19 protein-coding genes are annotated in these 17,943 nt (G+C 56.2%); 12 read left to right on the plus strand and 7 right to left on the minus strand.

Features of this window, described 5'->3' with window-relative positions:
- Nucleotides 1–13: 13 nt before the first annotated feature.
- The 4 genes from SIB92_RS15360 (at nt 14) to SIB92_RS15375 (ending at nt 4,783) form a co-directional block, all read left to right on the plus strand.
- Nucleotides 14–1,078, plus strand: coding sequence for a hypothetical protein (locus tag SIB92_RS15360; protein ID WP_412552864.1), 1,065 nt, complete (start codon nt 14–16; stop codon nt 1,076–1,078).
- Nucleotides 1,079–1,090: 12 nt separating this feature from the next.
- Nucleotides 1,091–2,401, plus strand: coding sequence for an ATP-dependent protease ATPase subunit HslU (gene hslU, locus SIB92_RS15365; RefSeq protein ID WP_412552865.1), 1,311 nt, complete (start codon nt 1,091–1,093; stop codon nt 2,399–2,401).
- A 67-nt stretch (nt 2,402–2,468) separates the two neighbouring features.
- Nucleotides 2,469–3,566, plus strand: a complete 1,098-nt coding sequence (locus tag SIB92_RS15370) for an alpha/beta hydrolase (RefSeq protein WP_412552866.1) — start codon at nt 2,469–2,471, stop codon at nt 3,564–3,566.
- Entirely contained in the window at nt 3,563–4,783 is a 1,221-nt protein-coding gene (locus SIB92_RS15375) for an MFS transporter (protein ID WP_412552867.1), read from the plus strand. Before SIB92_RS15370 ends, SIB92_RS15375 begins: the two co-directional genes overlap by 4 nt.
- On the opposite strand, the gene SIB92_RS15380 is transcribed toward SIB92_RS15375, so the two are convergent.
- The 3 genes from SIB92_RS15380 to SIB92_RS15390 are packed head-to-tail and all read right to left on the minus strand — an operon-like array spanning nt 4,769 to nt 7,049.
- Nucleotides 4,769–5,359: a Smr/MutS family protein gene (locus SIB92_RS15380; RefSeq protein WP_412552868.1), complete on the minus strand. Its 591-nt coding sequence runs from the start codon at nt 5,357–5,359 to the stop codon at nt 4,769–4,771. The genes SIB92_RS15375 and SIB92_RS15380 overlap by 15 nt on opposite strands.
- A complete protein-coding gene (locus tag SIB92_RS15385; RefSeq protein ID WP_412552869.1) occupies nt 5,356–6,393 on the minus strand; it encodes a murein transglycosylase A in 1,038 nt (345 codons plus the stop codon). Before SIB92_RS15385 ends, SIB92_RS15380 begins: the two co-directional genes overlap by 4 nt.
- Nucleotides 6,390–7,049, minus strand: a complete 660-nt coding sequence (locus SIB92_RS15390) for a Tim44/TimA family putative adaptor protein (RefSeq protein WP_168591204.1) — start codon at nt 7,047–7,049, stop codon at nt 6,390–6,392. The genes SIB92_RS15385 and SIB92_RS15390 overlap by 4 nt, the downstream gene beginning before the upstream one ends.
- 104 nt (nt 7,050–7,153) lie before the next feature.
- Here SIB92_RS15390 and SIB92_RS15395 point away from each other — a divergent pair, with 104 nt between their 5' ends.
- Together SIB92_RS15395 and secB are read left to right on the plus strand one after the other, a co-directional pair.
- Nucleotides 7,154–7,696: an FxsA family protein gene (locus SIB92_RS15395; RefSeq protein WP_412552870.1), complete on the plus strand. Its 543-nt coding sequence runs from the start codon at nt 7,154–7,156 to the stop codon at nt 7,694–7,696.
- Between the two features lie 55 nt (nt 7,697–7,751).
- Nucleotides 7,752–8,249, plus strand: coding sequence for a protein-export chaperone SecB (gene secB / locus SIB92_RS15400; RefSeq protein WP_412552871.1), 498 nt, complete (start codon nt 7,752–7,754; stop codon nt 8,247–8,249).
- A gap of 57 nt (nt 8,250–8,306) precedes the next feature.
- Here the strand turns inward: secB and dnaQ are convergent, their stop codons facing one another.
- The 4 genes from dnaQ to SIB92_RS15420 are packed head-to-tail and all read right to left on the minus strand — an operon-like array spanning nt 8,307 to nt 11,053.
- Nucleotides 8,307–9,041 carry a DNA polymerase III subunit epsilon gene (gene dnaQ, locus SIB92_RS15405; protein WP_412552872.1) on the minus strand — a complete coding sequence of 245 codons (735 nt, stop codon included), beginning with the start codon at nt 9,039–9,041 and terminating at the stop codon, nt 8,307–8,309.
- Nucleotides 9,034–9,627 carry a dephospho-CoA kinase gene (coaE, locus tag SIB92_RS15410; protein WP_412552873.1) on the minus strand — a complete coding sequence of 198 codons (594 nt, stop codon included), beginning with the start codon at nt 9,625–9,627 and terminating at the stop codon, nt 9,034–9,036. The genes dnaQ and coaE overlap by 8 nt, the downstream gene beginning before the upstream one ends.
- Nucleotides 9,624–10,457 (minus strand): shikimate dehydrogenase, encoded by an 834-nt coding sequence (locus SIB92_RS15415; RefSeq protein ID WP_294115287.1) that lies wholly within the window; start codon nt 10,455–10,457, stop codon nt 9,624–9,626. The genes coaE and SIB92_RS15415 overlap by 4 nt, the downstream gene beginning before the upstream one ends.
- On the minus strand, nt 10,454–11,053 hold the full coding sequence (locus tag SIB92_RS15420; protein WP_412552874.1) for a Maf family protein: 600 nt from the start codon (nt 11,051–11,053) through the stop codon (nt 10,454–10,456). The genes SIB92_RS15415 and SIB92_RS15420 overlap by 4 nt, the downstream gene beginning before the upstream one ends.
- Before the next feature lie 414 nt (nt 11,054–11,467).
- Between SIB92_RS15420 and SIB92_RS15425 the strand changes: the two genes are divergently transcribed.
- From SIB92_RS15425 to SIB92_RS15450, 6 genes are all read left to right on the plus strand, one after another.
- Nucleotides 11,468–11,917: a CopD family protein gene (locus SIB92_RS15425; protein ID WP_412552875.1), complete on the plus strand. Its 450-nt coding sequence runs from the start codon at nt 11,468–11,470 to the stop codon at nt 11,915–11,917.
- Nucleotides 11,918–12,039: 122 nt separating this feature from the next.
- The gene (gene rho / locus SIB92_RS15430; RefSeq protein WP_294115281.1) at nt 12,040–13,311 is read left to right on the plus strand and encodes a transcription termination factor Rho; all 1,272 of its coding nucleotides are present in this window, start codon (nt 12,040–12,042) and stop codon (nt 13,309–13,311) included.
- Between the two features lie 10 nt (nt 13,312–13,321).
- Nucleotides 13,322–14,620 (plus strand): tRNA uridine-5-carboxymethylaminomethyl(34) synthesis GTPase MnmE, encoded by a 1,299-nt coding sequence (mnmE, locus tag SIB92_RS15435; RefSeq protein ID WP_412552876.1) that lies wholly within the window; start codon nt 13,322–13,324, stop codon nt 14,618–14,620.
- A 23-nt stretch (nt 14,621–14,643) separates the two neighbouring features.
- Entirely contained in the window at nt 14,644–16,506 is a 1,863-nt protein-coding gene (mnmG, locus tag SIB92_RS15440; RefSeq protein WP_412552877.1) for a tRNA uridine-5-carboxymethylaminomethyl(34) synthesis enzyme MnmG, read from the plus strand.
- Nucleotides 16,506–17,144: a 16S rRNA (guanine(527)-N(7))-methyltransferase RsmG gene (gene rsmG, locus SIB92_RS15445; protein ID WP_412552878.1), complete on the plus strand. Its 639-nt coding sequence runs from the start codon at nt 16,506–16,508 to the stop codon at nt 17,142–17,144. Before mnmG ends, rsmG begins: the two co-directional genes overlap by 1 nt.
- Nucleotides 17,122–17,931: a ParA family protein gene (locus SIB92_RS15450; protein ID WP_412552879.1), complete on the plus strand. Its 810-nt coding sequence runs from the start codon at nt 17,122–17,124 to the stop codon at nt 17,929–17,931. The genes rsmG and SIB92_RS15450 overlap by 23 nt, the downstream gene beginning before the upstream one ends.
- The last annotated feature ends 12 nt before the right edge of the window (nt 17,932–17,943 follow it).

Raw genomic sequence — 17,943 nt, forward strand, 5'->3', positions numbered from 1 at the left:
AGACCCACACCTCATGATTGACAAAGATGATCTTCGCGCCGCGGTTGGCTCCGGCCTGCTGAATGAACAACAGGCCGCGTCCCTTGCAGCACTTGCCGACAGCAGACGCGGCGCGCGCGAAGACCTTGCGGTAGGGGACGAACCGTTTGAGCTGTTCAAAGGCTTCAACGAGATTTTCATTGTGGTCGGCCTGCTCATCCTCGCCAGCGGCTGGGCTGCGGTCAACGGAATCGCCATGGCCGCCGAAGTGGTGAACTACAAAACCAAAATTGTGAGCACCACAGCCATCTCCGGCGCTGTGATCTGGGCCCTGGCCGAGTACTTCATCCGCCGCCGTCGCATGGTGGCCCCGGCCATTGCCTTGTCGATCCTTTGGGCGATCAACGCTGGCTCCGGCATCACCGCCTATTTCGCACAGCCCTTTATGCTTGCCCAAGAAGACTTCTCCAGCCTGCCACTGCCACTGGCACTCACCACGCTGGCAACACTGATCTTCTGGCTGCGCTTCCGCGTGCCCTTTGCCATGGCGCTCATCGCGCTTGGCGTCTTTGGCATCGCGCTCATGCTTGGCGCCAACCAATCCGGCACGCCAACCAGCCCGCAGGACCTGTTCCTGTTGTCCGCTGGAGGCCCCTTTGCCTTTATAACTTTGGGTGTAGGCATCGCTGTCTTTGCTGTCGCTATGTACTTTGACATGTCCGATCCACACCGCGTCACCCGTCGCAGTGCGCAAGGCTTCTGGCTGCACGTTGTCGCCGCACCAGCCCTGATCAATACAGTCGCTCTGACGCTTCTCGAAGCTGGCGGCAACAGCGCTCACCTGGCGCTTATGCTCTTCCTGCTGGGCTTTGCCGCCATCGCCATCATCATCGACCGGCGCTCTTTCCTGATAGCCGCCATCGGCTACACCGTCGCTCTGGCCAGCATTGTCTTTGACGGCGAAGGTGCGGCCTTCACCATTCTCTTCCTCGGCATCTTTCTGGTGGTGCTGGGCGCATTCTGGTCCCGCTTCCGCGCGGTCCTCCTCGCGCCGCTTTCCGGCATTTTGCCGCTCCACCGCCTGCCGCCTTCCCACTGATTGGACACCGATATGACTGATCTCACGCCCCGCGAAATTGTCTCCGAACTGGACCGCTTCATCATCGGCCAGAAAGACGCCAAACGCGCCGTCGCAGTGGCCCTGCGCAACCGTTGGCGCCGCAAACAACTGGCTGATGACATCCGCGATGAAGTCTACCCCAAGAACATCCTGATGATTGGCCCCACCGGCGTCGGCAAAACCGAAATCTCCCGCCGCCTCGCCAAACTGGCCCGCGCGCCGTTTATCAAGGTTGAGGCCACCAAATTCACCGAAGTTGGGTACGTGGGCCGCGACGTGGAACAGATCATCCGCGATCTGGTTGACGCCGCCATCATCCAGACCCGCGAACACATGCGCGAAGACGTGAAGGTCAAAGCCCACGCCGCCGCAGAAGATCGTGTGATTGACGCGATCGCCGGTCCGGACGCGCGCGAAGGCACACGCGAGATGTTCCGCAAAAAGCTCAAGGACGGCTTGCTCGACGACACCGAAATCGAGCTTGAAGTGGCAGACAGCTCCAATCCCCTGGGCGGCATGTTTGACATTCCTGGTCAACCGGGCAGCCAGATGGGCATGATGAACCTTGGCGACATCTTTGGCAAAGCCATGGGCGGCCGCACCACCAAGAAGCGCATGACCGTTGCCGAAAGCTATGAGGTGCTGATCTCTGATGAGGCGGACAAGCTGCTGGACGACGAAACCGTCAATGCCGCCGCGCTGCAATCTGTGGAGCAAAACGGCATCGTTTTCCTCGATGAAATCGACAAAGTCTGCGCCCGTCAGGAAGCGCGTGGCGGCGATGTTTCCCGCGAAGGTGTGCAGCGTGATTTGCTGCCCCTGATCGAAGGCACCACCGTTTCCACCAAACACGGGCCGGTTAAAACCGACCACATCCTCTTTATCGCCTCCGGCGCGTTCCACATCGCGAAACCATCGGACCTACTGCCAGAACTGCAAGGTCGTCTGCCCATCCGCGTTGAATTGCGCGCCCTGACCGAAGAAGACTTTGTGCGCATTCTCACCGAAACCGACAATGCCCTGACCCGCCAATACACCGCACTGATGGGCACCGAAGAGGTTGTGGTGTCCTTTACTGAGGATGGCATCGCAGCTCTGGCGAAAATAGCCGCCGAGGTGAACCAGTCAGTGGAGAACATTGGCGCACGCCGGCTTTATACTGTGATGGAACGGGTGTTTGAGGAACTCAGCTTCTCCGCACCAGACCGCTCGGGCGAGGAAATTGTCGTGAATTCCGCTTTTGTAGAGACGAATCTTGGCGAGTTGGCCAAATCCATGGACGTCAGCCGCTACGTGCTCTGATTTCCCCCTAGCAGCTCCGTGCATTCAATTGCATAGTCCCGGCAAACCAGTTTTGCCGGGACTTTTTGTGCGTACCCTCATCCTCATTGCCACCTGTTTGATACTGTCTGCTTGCGCGGATCGCATCACCGCACCCATCCAACCAGAGGCGCTCAACGCGCCCAATACGCGCCAGATTTTTGTGGTCACCAACCGCCAGCGCAATGCCGAGGGCTATCTCGCAACATCCCGCGATAGTGAACTGACATTTCTGGACACAACCGTCTCTATCCCGCCGTCCCACACATCAGGCGAAGCGCCCACATTCAAGGCCAACCCCGACCCGGAAAAACACTTTGTGATTGCCAAAGAGACCCCCATTACCTCGCTTCCTGACCTCGCCAGGAAAGTCTCCGCCAGCCTCGCGGGCAATGCCCGACGCAACCGGGAGGTCACGGTCTTTGTGCATGGGTTCTACAACACCTATCAGGACAGCTTGTTCCGGATCGCCCAACTTCAAAACGATTTTGATCTGCCCGGCACCGTGGTGAACTTCGCCTGGGCCAGCGCTGGCAGCCCTTTGGGTTACGCACATGACCGCGAAAGCGCGCTGTACTCACGCGATGATCTGGAGCGCACCCTGCGTGAACTCGCCAAATCCAAGTCAGATCGCCTGCTGCTGGTTGGCCATTCCCTTGGCACGTTTTTGATCACCGAAACCCTGCGTCAGATCGAACACAAAGAGCCGGGATGGACCGCCAGGAACATCGACGCCTTGGCTCTGATCTCTCCGGACATGCCGGTGGACCTATTCTTGCGCAACTTGGAGCCCTTTAACGCCCTGCCGGCCTCCACGGTGATTTTGACCTCAACCGAAGACAACGCCCTGCGGCTCTCCAGTCGCATAAACCGCTCTTCTCAAAGGCTCGGACAACTCTCCAACCCAGATGTGTTGGCAGACCTCCCGGTGATCGTGTTTGACGTTTCGAGCTTTGCAGACGGCAGCAGCAACCACATGACTTTTGCCGAAAGCCCGGCATTAATCGCCCTGCTGCGCGATGCACGCACCTTTGATGAACTATTGGCGCCAGACGACCCAAATTTCTTGCTACGTCAGGCAGAGCGCGTGCGTGTCTCCAACGAGGCGATTGCCATTCAGGTCGCTGGGCCTGGTGGCGGCATATGATTTCTACCACCGCCTTCGTCAAACAAAACGGCCGCTACTTGCTCCCCGGCGCGATGCTGATGTTTATGTCCTGCTTCGGACAAACCTTCTTCATCGGCACCTTCGCCGCCGACATTCGCGCGCATTTTGAGCTCTCTCACGGCGGTTGGGGTGCCATCTATATGCTAGGCACGGGAACGTCTGCGGTCATTATGCTTTGGGCGGGAACGTTGGCGGATCGGATCCGAGTCCGTATCCTTGGTCCTCTTATGCTGCTCTTCTTGGCGACTGCCTGCATCGCGCTGTCGCAATTGTCTTCGGTCTGGGTGCTGCCATTTGTGATCGTCGCGCTGCGTCTGACAGGGCAGGGCATGCTGACACACACCGCGGGCGTGGCCATGGCCCGCTGGTTTGCCGCATCGCGCGGGCGCGCGCTTGCGTTTGCTACCATGGGTTTCATGTGCGCCGAAGCTATCATGCCACTCACGGCTGTAAGCCTCAAAACGCAATTTCATTGGCAGTGGATTTGGCTCGCGGCCGGCCTACTTTGCCTTGCCATGGCACCAGTGATTTTCTTGTTGTTGCAGCAAGAGCGAGAACCGCAAAGCCTTGCCAAAGACGAAAAAGCGCTTGGCATGGAAGGGCGCAACTGGTCCCGCTGGGAGGCCATCCGGCACCCAGTCTTCCTATCCGCCATTCCCGCCATGATGGCCTTCCCCGCTTTCGCCACGGTGTTTTTCTTTCAGCAAGCCTATTTTGCAGAGATCAAAGGCTGGTCGCACCTCTCTCTGGTAGCGGTGTTTCCGTTGGGAACACTGTCTTTTGGCGTATCAACAATCGTTTATGGCTGGTTGATCGACAAACTTGGGGCCGCGCGTCTCATGCCGTTTTACCTCCTGCCTCTGGTCGCCGCCTTTACCATCCACGCCTGGGCCCCCACCGTCAGCTGGGTGGCAGTGGGTGTGGTGCTCATGGGCATGGCGGGCGGCGGCATGGCAACCTTGCCCGCGTCGGTCTGGTCAGAGTTTTTCGGCTCGCAGCATCTGGGTGCCATCAAAGCCACCGTCGCCGCCTTTGGCGTGTTGGGGTCTGCCTTGGGTCCAGGTCTGTCCGGTTGGATGATTGATCAAGGCATCAACTACCAATCGCAACTGCAAGGCTTTGCCATCTGCTTTGCAATTGCCAGCGCCGTGATGGTGGTGCCTTTCGCGCGCGCTCGAAACTCAACGGCGGCGTAAATAAACGTAATAGGCTCCAGTGCCGCCATGCCGGATATGGGCTTCTGCCACCTGCAAAATACACTGCTTCATCGGTGGCAGCGCAAACCACTGCGGCACCTGATGTTTGAGCACGCCACGTCGGGTTGGAATCGGCCCATCGTCCCGTTTGGTTTTGCCCTTGCCGGTGATCACCAACACCAACCGCTTGCCCTCACCATGGGAGCGCATAATGAAACCGGTCAAAGCCCCATGCGCCTGATCTGCTGTCATACCGTGCAGGTCAATCTTGCCTTCAGGCACCAGCTTCCCGCGCTTCATCCGGCCAAAGGCTTTCTTGTCCATTTGAACCGGCTGACGCGCTACGCGTTCGGACACGGATCCCATCAGATCATGCATCGACGGGCTGGCATTGGCTTTGGAGCCAACTTCAAAATCCGGCAGGGTAGGGGAGAGGTGTGGCCTTGGCTTCTTGATCGGTTTTGGCTTGGGTTTTGGCAACTCATGCGCGCTTGTACCGGGATTCAGTCGCTCAGCTGTATCTGCCACCTTCCGCCAGAGGGTGACCTCTTCCTCACTCAATTTCCGCCGTGTCACAGAACCGACTCCGGCAACATCGCATAAGCCCGCTGAATGGGCAGAAGCACCACCATGCGGCCCGGATCTTTGAGCGTTCCCGCCGCCTTACCGGCTTCATCACCGGTGCCAAAAAAGATGTCCGCTCGCTGCGCGCCCTTGATGGCCGATCCGGTATCCTGGGCGATCATCAATCGCCGCAGAGGTCCAGCACCGTCTTTTTCCACCCAAACCGGCGCGCCCAGAGGCGTAAACTTCGGGTCCACCGCCACCGACCGCATTGCCGTGATCGAGCGGTTCATCGCCCCCAACGGGCCCTTGTGCGCGGGCACGCGGCTTACTTCCCGGAAGAACACGAAGCTGTCGTTGTGCCGCAGCAGTTCCGCACCATCCACCGGATTGCGCTTCACCCAATTCTTGATCACCTGCGCACTCACTTGATGCGCATTATACACACCGCGCCGCACCAGTTCCGCGCCAACAGAGCGGTACTTGTGGCCATTGGCTCCACCGTAGCCGACACGAATGTACGACCCATTGGGCAGGCGAATACGCCCCGAGCCTTGGATTTGCAGGAAAAACAGCTCGACGCTGTCATCCACCCAAGCAATCTCCAACCCACGTCCTTGAAGTGCACCGCTGGTCTCGATCTCGCGCCGGGTCAGCCACTGACCACCTTTAGCTTCACGCGGCATTTTGTAGACAGGGAACCGATACCGCCCGCTTGGCGTCAGAGACCCGTCCAATTCCGGCTCAAAGTAACCGGTGAACAGCGCCGACTTGTCTTTTTCCTCAATCAGAACCGGCCGAAACAAAAGCTCAAAAAACTTACGTGCATCGTCAATCCCGGTTGCGGCCGCACAAAGCGTCTGCCAATCCGGCGCGTCAAAATCTGCGCAGGTATTCAGAAAAACTTGACGGGCGGCCTCGTGATCATCCGCGGCCCACCCGTCCAGGTCGTCAAACGACAGGATTTTCATATGTGTTTCGGACATGGCTGCCCCTCCGGCCATCACAAAGACCGCGGCCAAAGCCGCCCGAAACGCCCGGATCATTCGCCCGTGGCAACAAGCTGCCAGTTTGGATCGTCCGATCCCATCACGCGGGCAAAGGTCCAAACGTCCTTCTGCCGCTTAATCTGGCTTTCGCTGCCCTCAACAATCTCACCGGCATTATCCCGCACAACATGAGTCAGCTCACCCACATAGCGCACGGTGATTTCGCCTTCTTTCGTGGTCTCGTCAAAATGCGCCGCCTGCAGCACCATTTCACGCACCCCAACAAATTCGCTTTCCACGGTCAGACCTTTGTCCGCGCGCATCTCCACCACATGAGCAAAGCTCTCATAGACTTCTTCACCCAAGAACGGCTGGATGCTCGCTAGATCACCTTTTTCAAAGGCCATCAGGATCATCTCATACGCGCCACGCGCACCGCCAAGGAAGTCGTTCACGCCAAACTGCGGCTCCATCGACTTCATCTTCGCCAGCGCCAGCGCATTCACGCTGCCCTCTTCGGCGTGATCCAGAATGTCCTGATCCGGTCCACCTTCGATCACTTCAAGGTCCGGCCCCTTGCGACGGGCCTGCGAAACACCTTCCTGACGTGGCTCTTCATAGCCCTCTCGAGTCCCCAAAACACTGCGCAGACGCAAGATCAGAAACACGGCAATACCGGCAAGAACCAGAAGTTGAATTAGGGAGGAGTTCATTTGAACCTCATGTTGGGCATGGAAACACTGTTCTCTCGCACTTATGTAAGTCACGGGCGGGGTCAAGTCCACCTCGCCAAATGTAGCAATGGAGTAAAGCTAAGATGTGGCTCTTGTTGGCCTTTATCGCGATCCCCATGATCGAAATTGCCCTGTTCATCAGCGTTGGTGGCGCCATTGGCCTGTGGCCGACCCTGGCGATTGTCCTGCTGACAGCCATTCTTGGCACACATCTGGTGCGTTCTCAGGGGCTTACCGCCATCGGAAACGTGCAGCAATCCTTCAATGAGTTGAATGATCCAACCGAGCCTTTGGCCCACGGCGCCATGATCCTGATCGCCGGTGTTTTGCTGCTGACTCCAGGTTTCTTCACAGACGCCGTTGGATTTGCCCTCCTGACCCCAGCTTTCCGCAAAATCATGTTTGAATTTGCCCGAAAACGCGTGCGGGTTCAGAGCTTTACCATGGGCAGCACCCACTCTACCTCGTTTCATTCAGGTCCGGATAAGCAAGGCCACCGCCCCGCACGTTCTGATGTGATTGACGGTGAATTCTCCGAAGTGGATCCCGCTCCAGAAAGCCCGCACCCACAGGTGGACAGCGTCAAAAACCCCACGCATAAACCATCCGGTTGGACAAAACATTGAGACCCGTAATTTGACCTGTTAAAGCAGGGCAAACGAATTCTTTTGGAGACTTCCCATGGCGGAAAACGAAAACGGCGCAGCACAAGCGCCGCAGCTGAAAATGAACGTACTGACCCAATTCGTGCGCGACATGTCGTTCGAAAACATCCTGGCTCAGAAAGGCTCTGCCGGTAACCCGCAGCCTGACGTTCAGGTTCAGGTGAACCTCGATGCGAAAAAGCGCACCGCAGATCATCAGTTCGAAGTGGCCATGAAGCTGAACATCACCGCCAAGAACAAAGAAGACGGCGCCGAGATGTTCATTCTGGAACTGGACTACGCCGGTGTGTTCCACGTGGAAGGTGTGCCAGAAGACCAGTTGCACCCATTCCTGTTGATCGAATGCCCACGCATGCTGTTCCCATTTGTGCGCCGCATTGTGTCTGACGTGACCCGCGACGGTGGCTTCCCGCCACTGAACCTGGAAACCATCGACTTCGTAGCCCTGTACCGCTCGGAGCTTCAGCGCCGCGCGCAAGAACAGCAGACCGCAGAGCAGCCGGTCGCCAACTAAGCGAACCACTGCCAAGATTTCAGGCGCTGCCTTTGCGGGCGGCGCCTTTTTTGTTGGTTATCCCAGTTTGGTCCAAAGCGCATTGTCGCCCATCGTCTCGACAAACTCTTTATGCGCTGAGGCTTCCTCTTCGGTCAGACGAGAGGGCAGGGGTGTTGCCCGTTTCGTGGGACGCCAATCATCCACTTGCACCGATTTGGTCTTTCCACCGCCGCCGGAGGCCAAAACCAGGTCCGGCTGTCTTCCGCCAATCAGCTCCAGATACACTTCCGCGAGGATTTCGGAGTCCAACAACGCTCCATGCAACGTCCGCGAGGAGTTGTCGATGCCATAGCGACGGCACAAAGCGTCCAATGTGGCGGGCGAGCCAGGGAACTTGGTGCGTGCCATGGCCAGCGTATCCACCGCCCGATCCATCGGGATTTCCGGCAGGTTCATCCAGCTCAGCTCCGCATTCAGGAACTTCATGTCGAATTTCGCGTTGTGAATGACCAGTTTGCTGTCATTTCCAATGAAATCCAGAAACGCCTGCCCATGGGCCTCAAAGACCTTTTTGTCTTTCAGCGTCACCTCACCCGGCTGTGCATCCCGTGGCACGTCGAGCAAATCCGGCCCAATCCCGTGCACGCCAAAAGCCTCTTCCGGCATGTTCCGCAAGGGGTTGATATATACGTGAAACGTCTCACCCGTGGGCAGGTGGTTGTACAATTCCAACGCCCCGATCTCGACAATCCGGTCGCCAGAGAACGGATCAAACCCTGTGGTTTCCGTATCGAGTACGATTTCACGCATTGGCCAACTGTCCCCTGATGGTGGTCACAATCTTCTCCACCTGCCGGCGCGCATGGTCAAGTGTGTCCGTGGTCACAACATAGTCCGAGCGGGCGACTTTCTCATCATTTGGCATCTGTTTGGTGTGGATCTGTTCAAATTGCGCTTCACTCATCGTGCGCCGTGCCAATACGCGATCCCGCTGCAATTCAGGTGGAATAGAGACACATACAACTGCATCCATTGCTTCGTTGCCGCCGGTTTCAAACAGCAACGGAATGTCAAAAACCAGAATGTCGGCCGTGGCGGAGGCGATGAAGGCGACACGGTCCTGCGCTACCAAAGGGTGCACAATTTCTTCAATCATTTTGAGCGCCGAAGGGTCGCGCCCGATCACTTCTTTGAGTTTGTCGCGAGACACAGCGCCGGCAACCACAGCCTCCGGAAATTTTGCCTGCATCGGCGCAACCGCCGCGCCGCCCACATCATAAAGCCGATGCACCGCCGCATCCGCATCCCAAAGCGCACAGCCAAGATCGACAAACATCTGCGCCGTGGTCGATTTGCCCATGCCAATCGAACCAGTCAGGCCAAGCTTAAAGCTCATCCCAGAACCACGCGCCGGGTTTCATCATCCACCACAGGGCGGCGACCAAACCAGCGTTCAAAGCCCGGAACCGCTTGATGCAACAACATACCCAAACCATCCACGGTCACACAGCCAATCTCATTGGCCGTACGCAGGAAATTCGTGGTCAGTGGAGTATACACCAGATCAGTCACCACCGTTTCTTTGCGCAAGCCATCCATCGGCACGCGCAGCTCTGATTTTCCGGTCATGCCAAGAGACGTGGTGTTCACCAGCGTGGCGCCTTCTTCCAGAATGTTGCCCGCCTGCACCCACTCAACCACCTTCACCCGCGCCCCAAAATCTTCTCGCAGTTTGTCCGCGCGAACACGTGTGCGGTTGGTCAGCAAAATCTCTGGCGCCCCGGCATCCAGTAAAGACGCCACAACCGCCCGCGCGGCACCACCTGCACCCAGCACAACAGCTGGACCTGCTGAGGCATCCCACTCTGGCGCACCCTGGCGCAGGTTTTCAATGAATCCGTAGCCATCTGTGTTGTCGCCCAGAATACTGCCATCGTTGAGAAAGATCAGCGTGTTCACCGCGCCTATCAACGTTGCACGATCCGTGATCTGGTCCACAAACTGCATCACCCGCTCTTTATGCGGGATCGTCACGTTACAACCGACAAACCCCATCTTTGGCATCGCCTTCAAAACATCACCCAAAGCATCGGCCTCGACCTCCAGCGGCACATAATGTCCGGCAATGTCATACGTCTTCAGCCAATGCCCATGCAGGACCGGTGATTTTGAGTGCGCAATCGGGTTCCCGATCACACCCGCCAAAGGAATGGACGGTAAAGTCATTGTGGCAGTTCTCCCCGTGTCGTCAGAAACGACAGAATTTCTACAAGCGGCATGCCAAGGACGGTGAAATAATCCCCGTCGATCTTTTCAAACAGCCGCACGCCTTCTTCTTCCAACTTATACCCGCCAACCGAATGGCGGATGCTGTCAAAGTTACGATCCAGATAGCCCTCAAGAAAGTCGTTGCTGAATTGCCGCATGAATAACCGCACAACACCCACATGACGCCAGAGCGGCTCCCCGTTCTGATAAATCACCGCTGCAGACAGCAACATATGACGCTGCCCACGCAGCAACAGCAACTGATTGCGCGCATCATCCACGCTGTCCGGCTTTGAAAAGATCGTGCCTTGAAAGTCCAACACCTGGTCACAGCCCAAAACCAGCGCCTCTGGCCGCTTCAAACTCACTTTTCGTGCTTTTGACTCCGCCAAAGCGTCCGCCACATCCCGCGGCGTGGCCCCCTCCACCTGCAAAGATCGCTTGATCATCTCTTCATCTACGCGCGGCTTAACGGTTTCGTAACCAACATTGGCTTTAGATAGGAGCTGAGCCCGTATCTCAGAGCCCGAAGCAAGGATCAGGGGTGCGGTCATGTGGATAAATCCGTGGAGAAGGGAAGGAACTTCTTGAGAGTCCTTTCTGGAAATTTCTGTGGGGTTTTGCAAGCTGGGGAAACTCCCCGCCGTCTCACGGAAATCCCCCGATTTTCTGCACGGTGGACGGGGAAAACTTTGCCTGTGGGAGGAATCACCCGCATACCTGTTTCTCCACCCGCTTATCCACAGTCACGCCCCTGTCATATTTCTTTCAAAGCACTGAAATCATTAAGACCTTTTAACTTTCTCACCAGATGTTGATACAGATCAGAGCAAAGAGTTCAGATGTGGGTAAGTCATAGGGGAAATTGATAATCCACAGGATTGGGCGTCCCTACTTAATCATCATCCTTTTCTATATATATTTATTTATTATAGAGAGGGTCGGGCTTCGTTCAGGAACAAACCGGCATGAGTTACTTTCTCGTCGACATTTACCCATACGTACTCTCGCTTCACATCATCGCAGTGATCAGCTGGATGGCAGGTATTTTTTACCTTCCTCGTTTGTTTGTGTATCACGCAGAGCGGGCAGAGAAGGGGGATCAACTCGATGAAACCCTGAAGATTATGGAGTACAAGCTTCAGCGCTATATCATGGCGCCTGCAAGCATAGTTGCCTGGGCCGCCGGTCTGACGCTTGTCTTCACACCTGGTGTTGTCGACTGGTCCGCGATCTGGCCTTACACCAAAGCCTTTGGCGTCATCTCTATGACTGTGTTTGATCATTGGCTGATGATCATGCGCAAGAAGTTTGGCCGTAATGAAAACACACTCACAGGTCGCCAGTACCGCATGATGAACGAAGTTCCGACGGTTTTGATGGTTCTGATCGTGGTCTCTGTCGTGGTGAAATTCTGAATCGTTTGACTCAGGCAAAGAAAGTGGCTTAGAAAAGCCGCCAACTGGCCCGTCCGGGCTAAGTGTCTTCCAAATACAGAGTACATGAACTGCCCTTCACCTGGGCAGCACAGGATATTTTCATGACACAAGAAAAGCTTGCTCTTGGCACGTTGAAAGCCAAAAGCCCAAAAGATCTCTTGGCGATGGCCGAAGAGCTAGAGATCGAAAACGCCTCCACCATGCGCAAAGGTGAGATGATGTTCCAAATTCTGCGGGAACGCGCAGATGATGGATGGGAAATCTCCGGCGATGGTGTGCTTGAGGTGCTCCAGGACGGCTTCGGCTTCCTGCGCTCGCCGGAGGCCAACTACTTGCCGGGTCCCGATGACATCTACGTCTCCCCGGAGATGATCCGTAAGTACTCCCTGCGCACCGGTGACACCGTGAATGGCGTCATGACGGCTCCAGGGGACAACGAGCGCTACTTTGCCCTCACGGGGGTGTCTCAGATCAATTTTGAGGCGCCAGAGAAGGCCAAGCACAAGATTGCCTTTGATAACCTCACGCCGCTCTACCCGGATGAGCGACTGAAGATGGAGATCGAAGATCCCACCATCAAAGACCGTTCCGCTCGTGTGATCGACCTTGTTGCGCCAATTGGTAAGGGGCAGCGTTCCCTGATCGTTGCGCCGCCACGCACCGGTAAAACCGTGCTGCTGCAAAATATCGCGCATAGCATCGAGGCCAACCACCCGGAGTGTTACCTGATCGTTCTGCTGATCGACGAACGCCCGGAAGAGGTGACCGACATGCAGCGGTCCGTGAAAGGTGAGGTGATTTCCTCGACTTTTGACGAACCGGCCACACGCCACGTCGCGGTCTCCGAAATGGTGATCGAAAAAGCCAAGCGTCTGGTTGAACATAAACGAGATGTTGTGATTCTTCTGGACTCAATCACAAGACTTGGCCGTGCCTTCAACACCGTGGTGCCATCGTCCGGTAAAGTTCTGACCGGTGGTGTCGATGCCAACGCGCTGCAACGCCCCAAGCGTTTCTTTGGTGCGGCCCGTAACATCGAAGAGGGCGGCTCGCTCACCATCATCTCCACCGCGCTGATCGACACCGGTTCGCGCATGGACGAGGTGATCTTCGAAGAATTCAAAGGCACCGGTAACTCTGAGATCGTGCTGGACCGCAAAGTGGCGGACAAACGTGTCTTCCCGGCGATCGACATTCTCAAATCGGGCACCCGGAAAGAGGACCTGTTGGTCGATAAAGGTGATCTCGCGAAGACCTTTGTGCTGCGTCGCATCCTCAACCCGATGGGCACCACCGATGCTGTGGAGTTCCTGCTTGGCAAACTCAAGCAAACCAAAACCAATGGCGAGTTCTTTGACTCGATGAACACCTAAGGATGCTGTGATGGCCTATGTGGCTGACACAATTTTCGCTCTTGCAACGGCCCCCGGTAAAGCGGGGGTCGCTGTCGTTCGTGTGTCCGGTACGCGCGTGTCTGAGGCGGGCAGGGCGCTTTTCGGTGATCTGCCAAAACCGCGTTTTGCGGCGCTGAAATTGCTGAAAGATCGCGAAGGCCGCCGACTGGATCAGGCTTTGGTGCTCTACTTTGAGAAAGGCAGCAGCTTCACCGGCGAAGAAGTTCTGGAACTGCACTTGCATGGCTCCACTGCCGTCGTGAATGCAGTTCTGCGCGAACTGTCCGAAATGGAAGGTTTGCGTTTGGCTGAAGCAGGGGAGTTCACCCGCCGGGCGCTGGAAAATGGCTGTCTCGATTTGGCGCAGGTCGAAGGCCTTGCCGATCTCATCGATGCGGAAACCGAAGCGCAGCGCCGGCAGGCTTTGCGCGTTCTGTCTGGAGACCTGGGCAACCTGGCCGGTAAATGGCGCACGGATCTGATCCGCGCTGCCGCTTTGATCGAAGCCACCATTGATTTTGCCGACGAAGATGTACCGGTTGATGTGACCCCGGAAGTCACGGAACTTCTAACAGGCGTTCGCGCCGAACTCGATAGAGAAATCGCTGGCGTCGACACTGCAGAGCGCATCCGCACGGGGTTTGAGGTTGCCATTCTTGGCGCGCCTAATGTTGGAAAATCCACGCTCCTCAACGCATTGGCTGGTCGGGAAGCTGCAATTACTTCGGAATACGCTGGGACAACCCGCGATGTTATCGAGGTGCGCATGGAGCTGAACGGATTGCCCGTCACGCTTTTGGATACAGCAGGCCTCCGCGAAACCAACGACCACGTTGAAGGTATCGGCATCCAACGCGCCCGCGAACGGGCCGAGGCGGCTGATCTTCGGGTCTTCCTTAAGTCGGAAGGCGAAGAACCAGACTTCGCACCACTTCCAAACGATGTAATCCGATCTGCCAAGGCGGACACGCTCTCCAATCCGCAGAATGCGATTTCTGGCAAAACCGGGTTTGGTGTGTCGGAAGTTGTGGCCGAGATAACTGACAAGTTGTCTAAGCAGGCGGGGCGGTCAGGCGTCGCGACGCGCGAACGTCATCGCATCGCGATGAAGCGGGCTTCGGAATCCTTGGACGCGGCCCGCGCCGTTCTCGCTTTGGGGCCGGATCACTATGATATCGGTGCTGAAGAGCTGCGAACCGCGATTCGTGCTCTTGATTCCATCGTCGGCCATGTCGACGTAGAGAACCTGCTGGACGAGATCTTTTCGAGCTTTTGCATCGGAAAGTGATTCAAATTTGAGGAGTGTTTCACGTGAAACATTTTGACGTCATTGTTGTTGGAGGCGGTCACGCCGGTGCAGACGCTGCTGCGGCCTCCGCGCGCTTGGGCGCCTCGACTGCGCTTGTGACCCTGAAGAAGTCCGGCATAGGCGTCATGTCCTGTAACCCCGCGATTGGGGGATTGGGAAAAGGTCACCTCGTGCGAGAGGTCGACGCGCTTGATGGCGTCATGGGGCGTATTGCTGACAAGGCAGGTATCCAGTTTCGCTTGCTCAACCGACGCAAGGGCCCAGCAGTCCAGGGCCCGCGCGCCCAATCGGATCGAAAAATCTACCGCACGGAAATGCTGGCCGAAATCGAGGCCACACCCAATCTCGCCGTGATTGAAGGCGAAGCCATTGATTTCCGCATGGACGGCCAAGCGGTGCGGGGTGTTGTGCTTGCCGATGGATCGGAGATCTCTGCGCATTCGGTTGTTCTCACCACAGGCACGTTCCTGCGAGGTGTCATCCACATTGGTGATGTCTCTCATTCTGGTGGCCGCATGGGTGACAACGCATCCGTCAAGCTTGCCGAACGCATTGACAGCTTTGAACTGCCTTTGGGGCGCCTAAAAACTGGCACACCGCCTCGGCTAGATGGCAAAACCATTAAGTGGGATTTGCTCGACAGCCAGCCCGGCGATGAAGAGCCGGTGATGTTCTCTTTCTTGAACAAGAAGCCGTCTGCCCGTCAGATCGCTTGTGGCATCACCCATACCAACGCCAAGACTCACGACATCATTCGCGACAACTTGGATCGCTCCGCCATGTATGGCGGCCATATCGAGGGTGTAGGGCCGCGCTATTGCCCGTCAATTGAAGACAAAATTGTGCGCTTCGCGGATAAGGACTCTCATCAGGTCTTTCTGGAGCCGGAAGGCTTGGATGACGACACCGTCTACCCTAATGGAATTTCCACCTCTCTGCCGTTGGATGTGCAGGAAGCCTATGTGCGCTCGATCTACGGCCTTGAGGAAGTGGAGATTCTGCAACCGGGCTATGCCATTGAGTATGATTATGTCGATCCGCGTGCGCTGGATGCCGCGCTTGCGGTGAAGGGCGTGCCAGGGCTCTTCTTGGCGGGTCAGATCAATGGCACCACTGGTTACGAGGAAGCTGCGGCCCAAGGTCTTGTTGCAGGTCTGAACGCCGCTCTTTCCAGTCTAGGCAAAGACCCACATCATTTCAGCCGATCTGACAGCTATATTGGCGTGATGGTGGATGATCTCATCACTCGGGGTGTGACGGAACCGTATCGTATGTTCACCTCGCGCGCGGAATTCCGTCTGTCTCTGCGGGCCGATAACGCTGATCAACGCCTAACACCCATTGGCGAAAAATTGGGATTGATTGGTGAGGCACGTAAGGCGGCCTTTGGAAAGAAGGCAGAGAAACTGGCGTCCGGAAAATCTCTTCTGGAAGAAAAAGGCTACACGCCAAAGGAAATCAACGCCGCCGGAATTGCAGTAAACCAGGACGGAAATCGTCGTACCGCGTTTCAAGTCTTGGCCTTTCCGGAAGTCGGATTTTCTGAACTGACGGCCCTGGATGAACGCTTTGGAGAAATCGAGCCCGAGATCCAGGAACAACTTGATCGGGATGCGCTTTATGCCAACTACATTGAGCGACAGAAACGGGATGTCGAAGCGATGCGTCGCGACGAGACACAGATCATTCCAATTGACTTTGATTTTGACGTTATCGAAGGTCTTAGCAATGAGTTGAAAGCAAAGCTGAATGCCGTGCGTCCATCCAACTTGGGGCAGGCGGGTCGTATTGATGGAATGACTCCAGCTGCACTGACCTTGCTGCTCGCCAAACTGCGCCAAGCCAAGAAGGCGAATTCTGCTTAATGTCCTGCCCAGATCACATTCAAACCAAGCTGAATGTTTCACGTGAAACATTGACCCGACTTGAAACACTCGCGGATCTTCTGGTGAAGTGGAACCCGCGCATAAACTTGGTTTCTAAGTCGACAATCGATGATCTTTGGACGCGTCACATCCTGGATTCCGTTCAAGTCCTACGCAGCGCGCCACCTAACGCCACCCATTGGGTGGATATTGGCAGTGGAGGCGGCTTTCCTGGCCTTGTCATTGCTTTGATGACAACCGAACCTGAAGCGCCACAAAAGGTAACGCTGATTGAAAGCGACCAGCGCAAATGCGCCTTTCTGCGCACGGTTTTGCGCGAAACCGGTGTTTCTGGAACTGTTATTACAGACCGCATCGAGAAAGCTGCGCCTCAGAATGCGGATGTTTTGTCGGCCCGCGCCCTTGCGGACTTGTCCTTGCTGTGCGAATTCGCGGAGCGTCATTTGACGGCATCCGGAACCGCAGTGTTCCCAAAAGGCGCACGTTGGCAAAAAGAGCTCAAATCCGCGCAGGAATCGTGGTCATTTGATTGCGAAGTGGTAAAAAGTATCACGGACCCAGAAGCGGTCATTCTGAAGATTGGAGAGCTCAAACGTGTCGGATCCCACACGCCCTAAAGGGCCCAAAATCATCGCAGTGGCCAACCAAAAAGGTGGCGTGGGCAAAACTACAACAGCTATCAACCTTGCCGCAGCTTTGGTCGAAGAGGGCTGTAAGGTTCTTCTCGTCGATCTTGACCCTCAAGGGAACGCGTCGACGGGCCTGGGTGTTGAGGTCGAGGATCGCACGCACACCACCTATGATCTTTTGACCGGAGATGTGGAGTTGGACGAGGTAATCCAGACCACAGAATCCGGCAATATGTCGATTGTACCAGCAACAGTGGACTTGAGCTCAGCGGACATTGAGTTGATGTCCAACGAAAAGCGCAGCTTTCTTTTGCATGACGCTCTCCGTCAAACCGCCATGGACAAATATGATCTGGACTACATCCTGATTGATTGTCCGCCGTCTCTGAACCTTCTGACCGTGAACGCGATGATTGCGGCCAACTCAGTTTTGATCCCGCTGCAAAGCGAGTTTTTTGCGTTGGAGGGTCTTTCCCAGCTCATGTTGACTGTGCGCGAAGTCCGACAGACCGCAAATGCAGGGCTGCGGATCGAGGGCATTGTGTTAACCATGTTTGATGCGCGCAACAACTTGTCTCAACAGGTAGAACAAGATGCGCGGGACAACCTCGGTGATCTGGTGTTCGAAACCAAAATTCCACGTAATGTGCGCGTGTCCGAGGCGCCGTCGTTTGCACAGCCGGTTCTGGAATATGATCCAACCTCCAAGGGGGCTGAGGCCTATCGTGCGTTGGCCAAAGAACTACTCGCCAAAAACTTCCAAGTCGCCGCGTAAAGGAGAGTCAGC

Origin of the sequence: Shimia sp. MIT1388, from assembly GCF_047124445.1 — a bacterium.
In the GTDB taxonomy this organism is placed as follows: Bacteria; Pseudomonadota; Alphaproteobacteria; order Rhodobacterales; family Rhodobacteraceae; genus Shimia.

Coding starts and splice junctions, on each gene's coding strand:
- SIB92_RS15360 (WP_412552864.1), top strand. CDS start 14: ATGATTGACAAAGATGATCTTCGCGCCGCGGTTGGCTCCGGCCTGCTG.
- hslU (WP_412552865.1), top strand. CDS start 1,091: ATGACTGATCTCACGCCCCGCGAAATTGTCTCCGAACTGGACCGCTTC.
- SIB92_RS15375 (WP_412552867.1), top strand. CDS start 3,563: ATGATTTCTACCACCGCCTTCGTCAAACAAAACGGCCGCTACTTGCTC.
- SIB92_RS15385 (WP_412552869.1), bottom strand. CDS start 6,393: ATGATCCGGGCGTTTCGGGCGGCTTTGGCCGCGGTCTTTGTGATGGCC.
- SIB92_RS15390 (WP_168591204.1), bottom strand. CDS start 7,049: ATGAACTCCTCCCTAATTCAACTTCTGGTTCTTGCCGGTATTGCCGTG.
- SIB92_RS15395 (WP_412552870.1), top strand. CDS start 7,154: ATGTGGCTCTTGTTGGCCTTTATCGCGATCCCCATGATCGAAATTGCC.
- secB (WP_412552871.1), top strand. CDS start 7,752: ATGGCGGAAAACGAAAACGGCGCAGCACAAGCGCCGCAGCTGAAAATG.
- dnaQ (WP_412552872.1), bottom strand. CDS start 9,041: ATGCGTGAAATCGTACTCGATACGGAAACCACAGGGTTTGATCCGTTC.
- coaE (WP_412552873.1), bottom strand. CDS start 9,627: ATGAGCTTTAAGCTTGGCCTGACTGGTTCGATTGGCATGGGCAAATCG.
- SIB92_RS15415 (WP_294115287.1), bottom strand. CDS start 10,457: ATGACTTTACCGTCCATTCCTTTGGCGGGTGTGATCGGGAACCCGATT.
- SIB92_RS15420 (WP_412552874.1), bottom strand. CDS start 11,053: ATGACCGCACCCCTGATCCTTGCTTCGGGCTCTGAGATACGGGCTCAG.
- SIB92_RS15425 (WP_412552875.1), top strand. CDS start 11,468: ATGAGTTACTTTCTCGTCGACATTTACCCATACGTACTCTCGCTTCAC.
- rho (WP_294115281.1), top strand. CDS start 12,040: ATGACACAAGAAAAGCTTGCTCTTGGCACGTTGAAAGCCAAAAGCCCA.
- mnmE (WP_412552876.1), top strand. CDS start 13,322: ATGGCCTATGTGGCTGACACAATTTTCGCTCTTGCAACGGCCCCCGGT.
- rsmG (WP_412552878.1), top strand. CDS start 16,506: ATGTCCTGCCCAGATCACATTCAAACCAAGCTGAATGTTTCACGTGAA.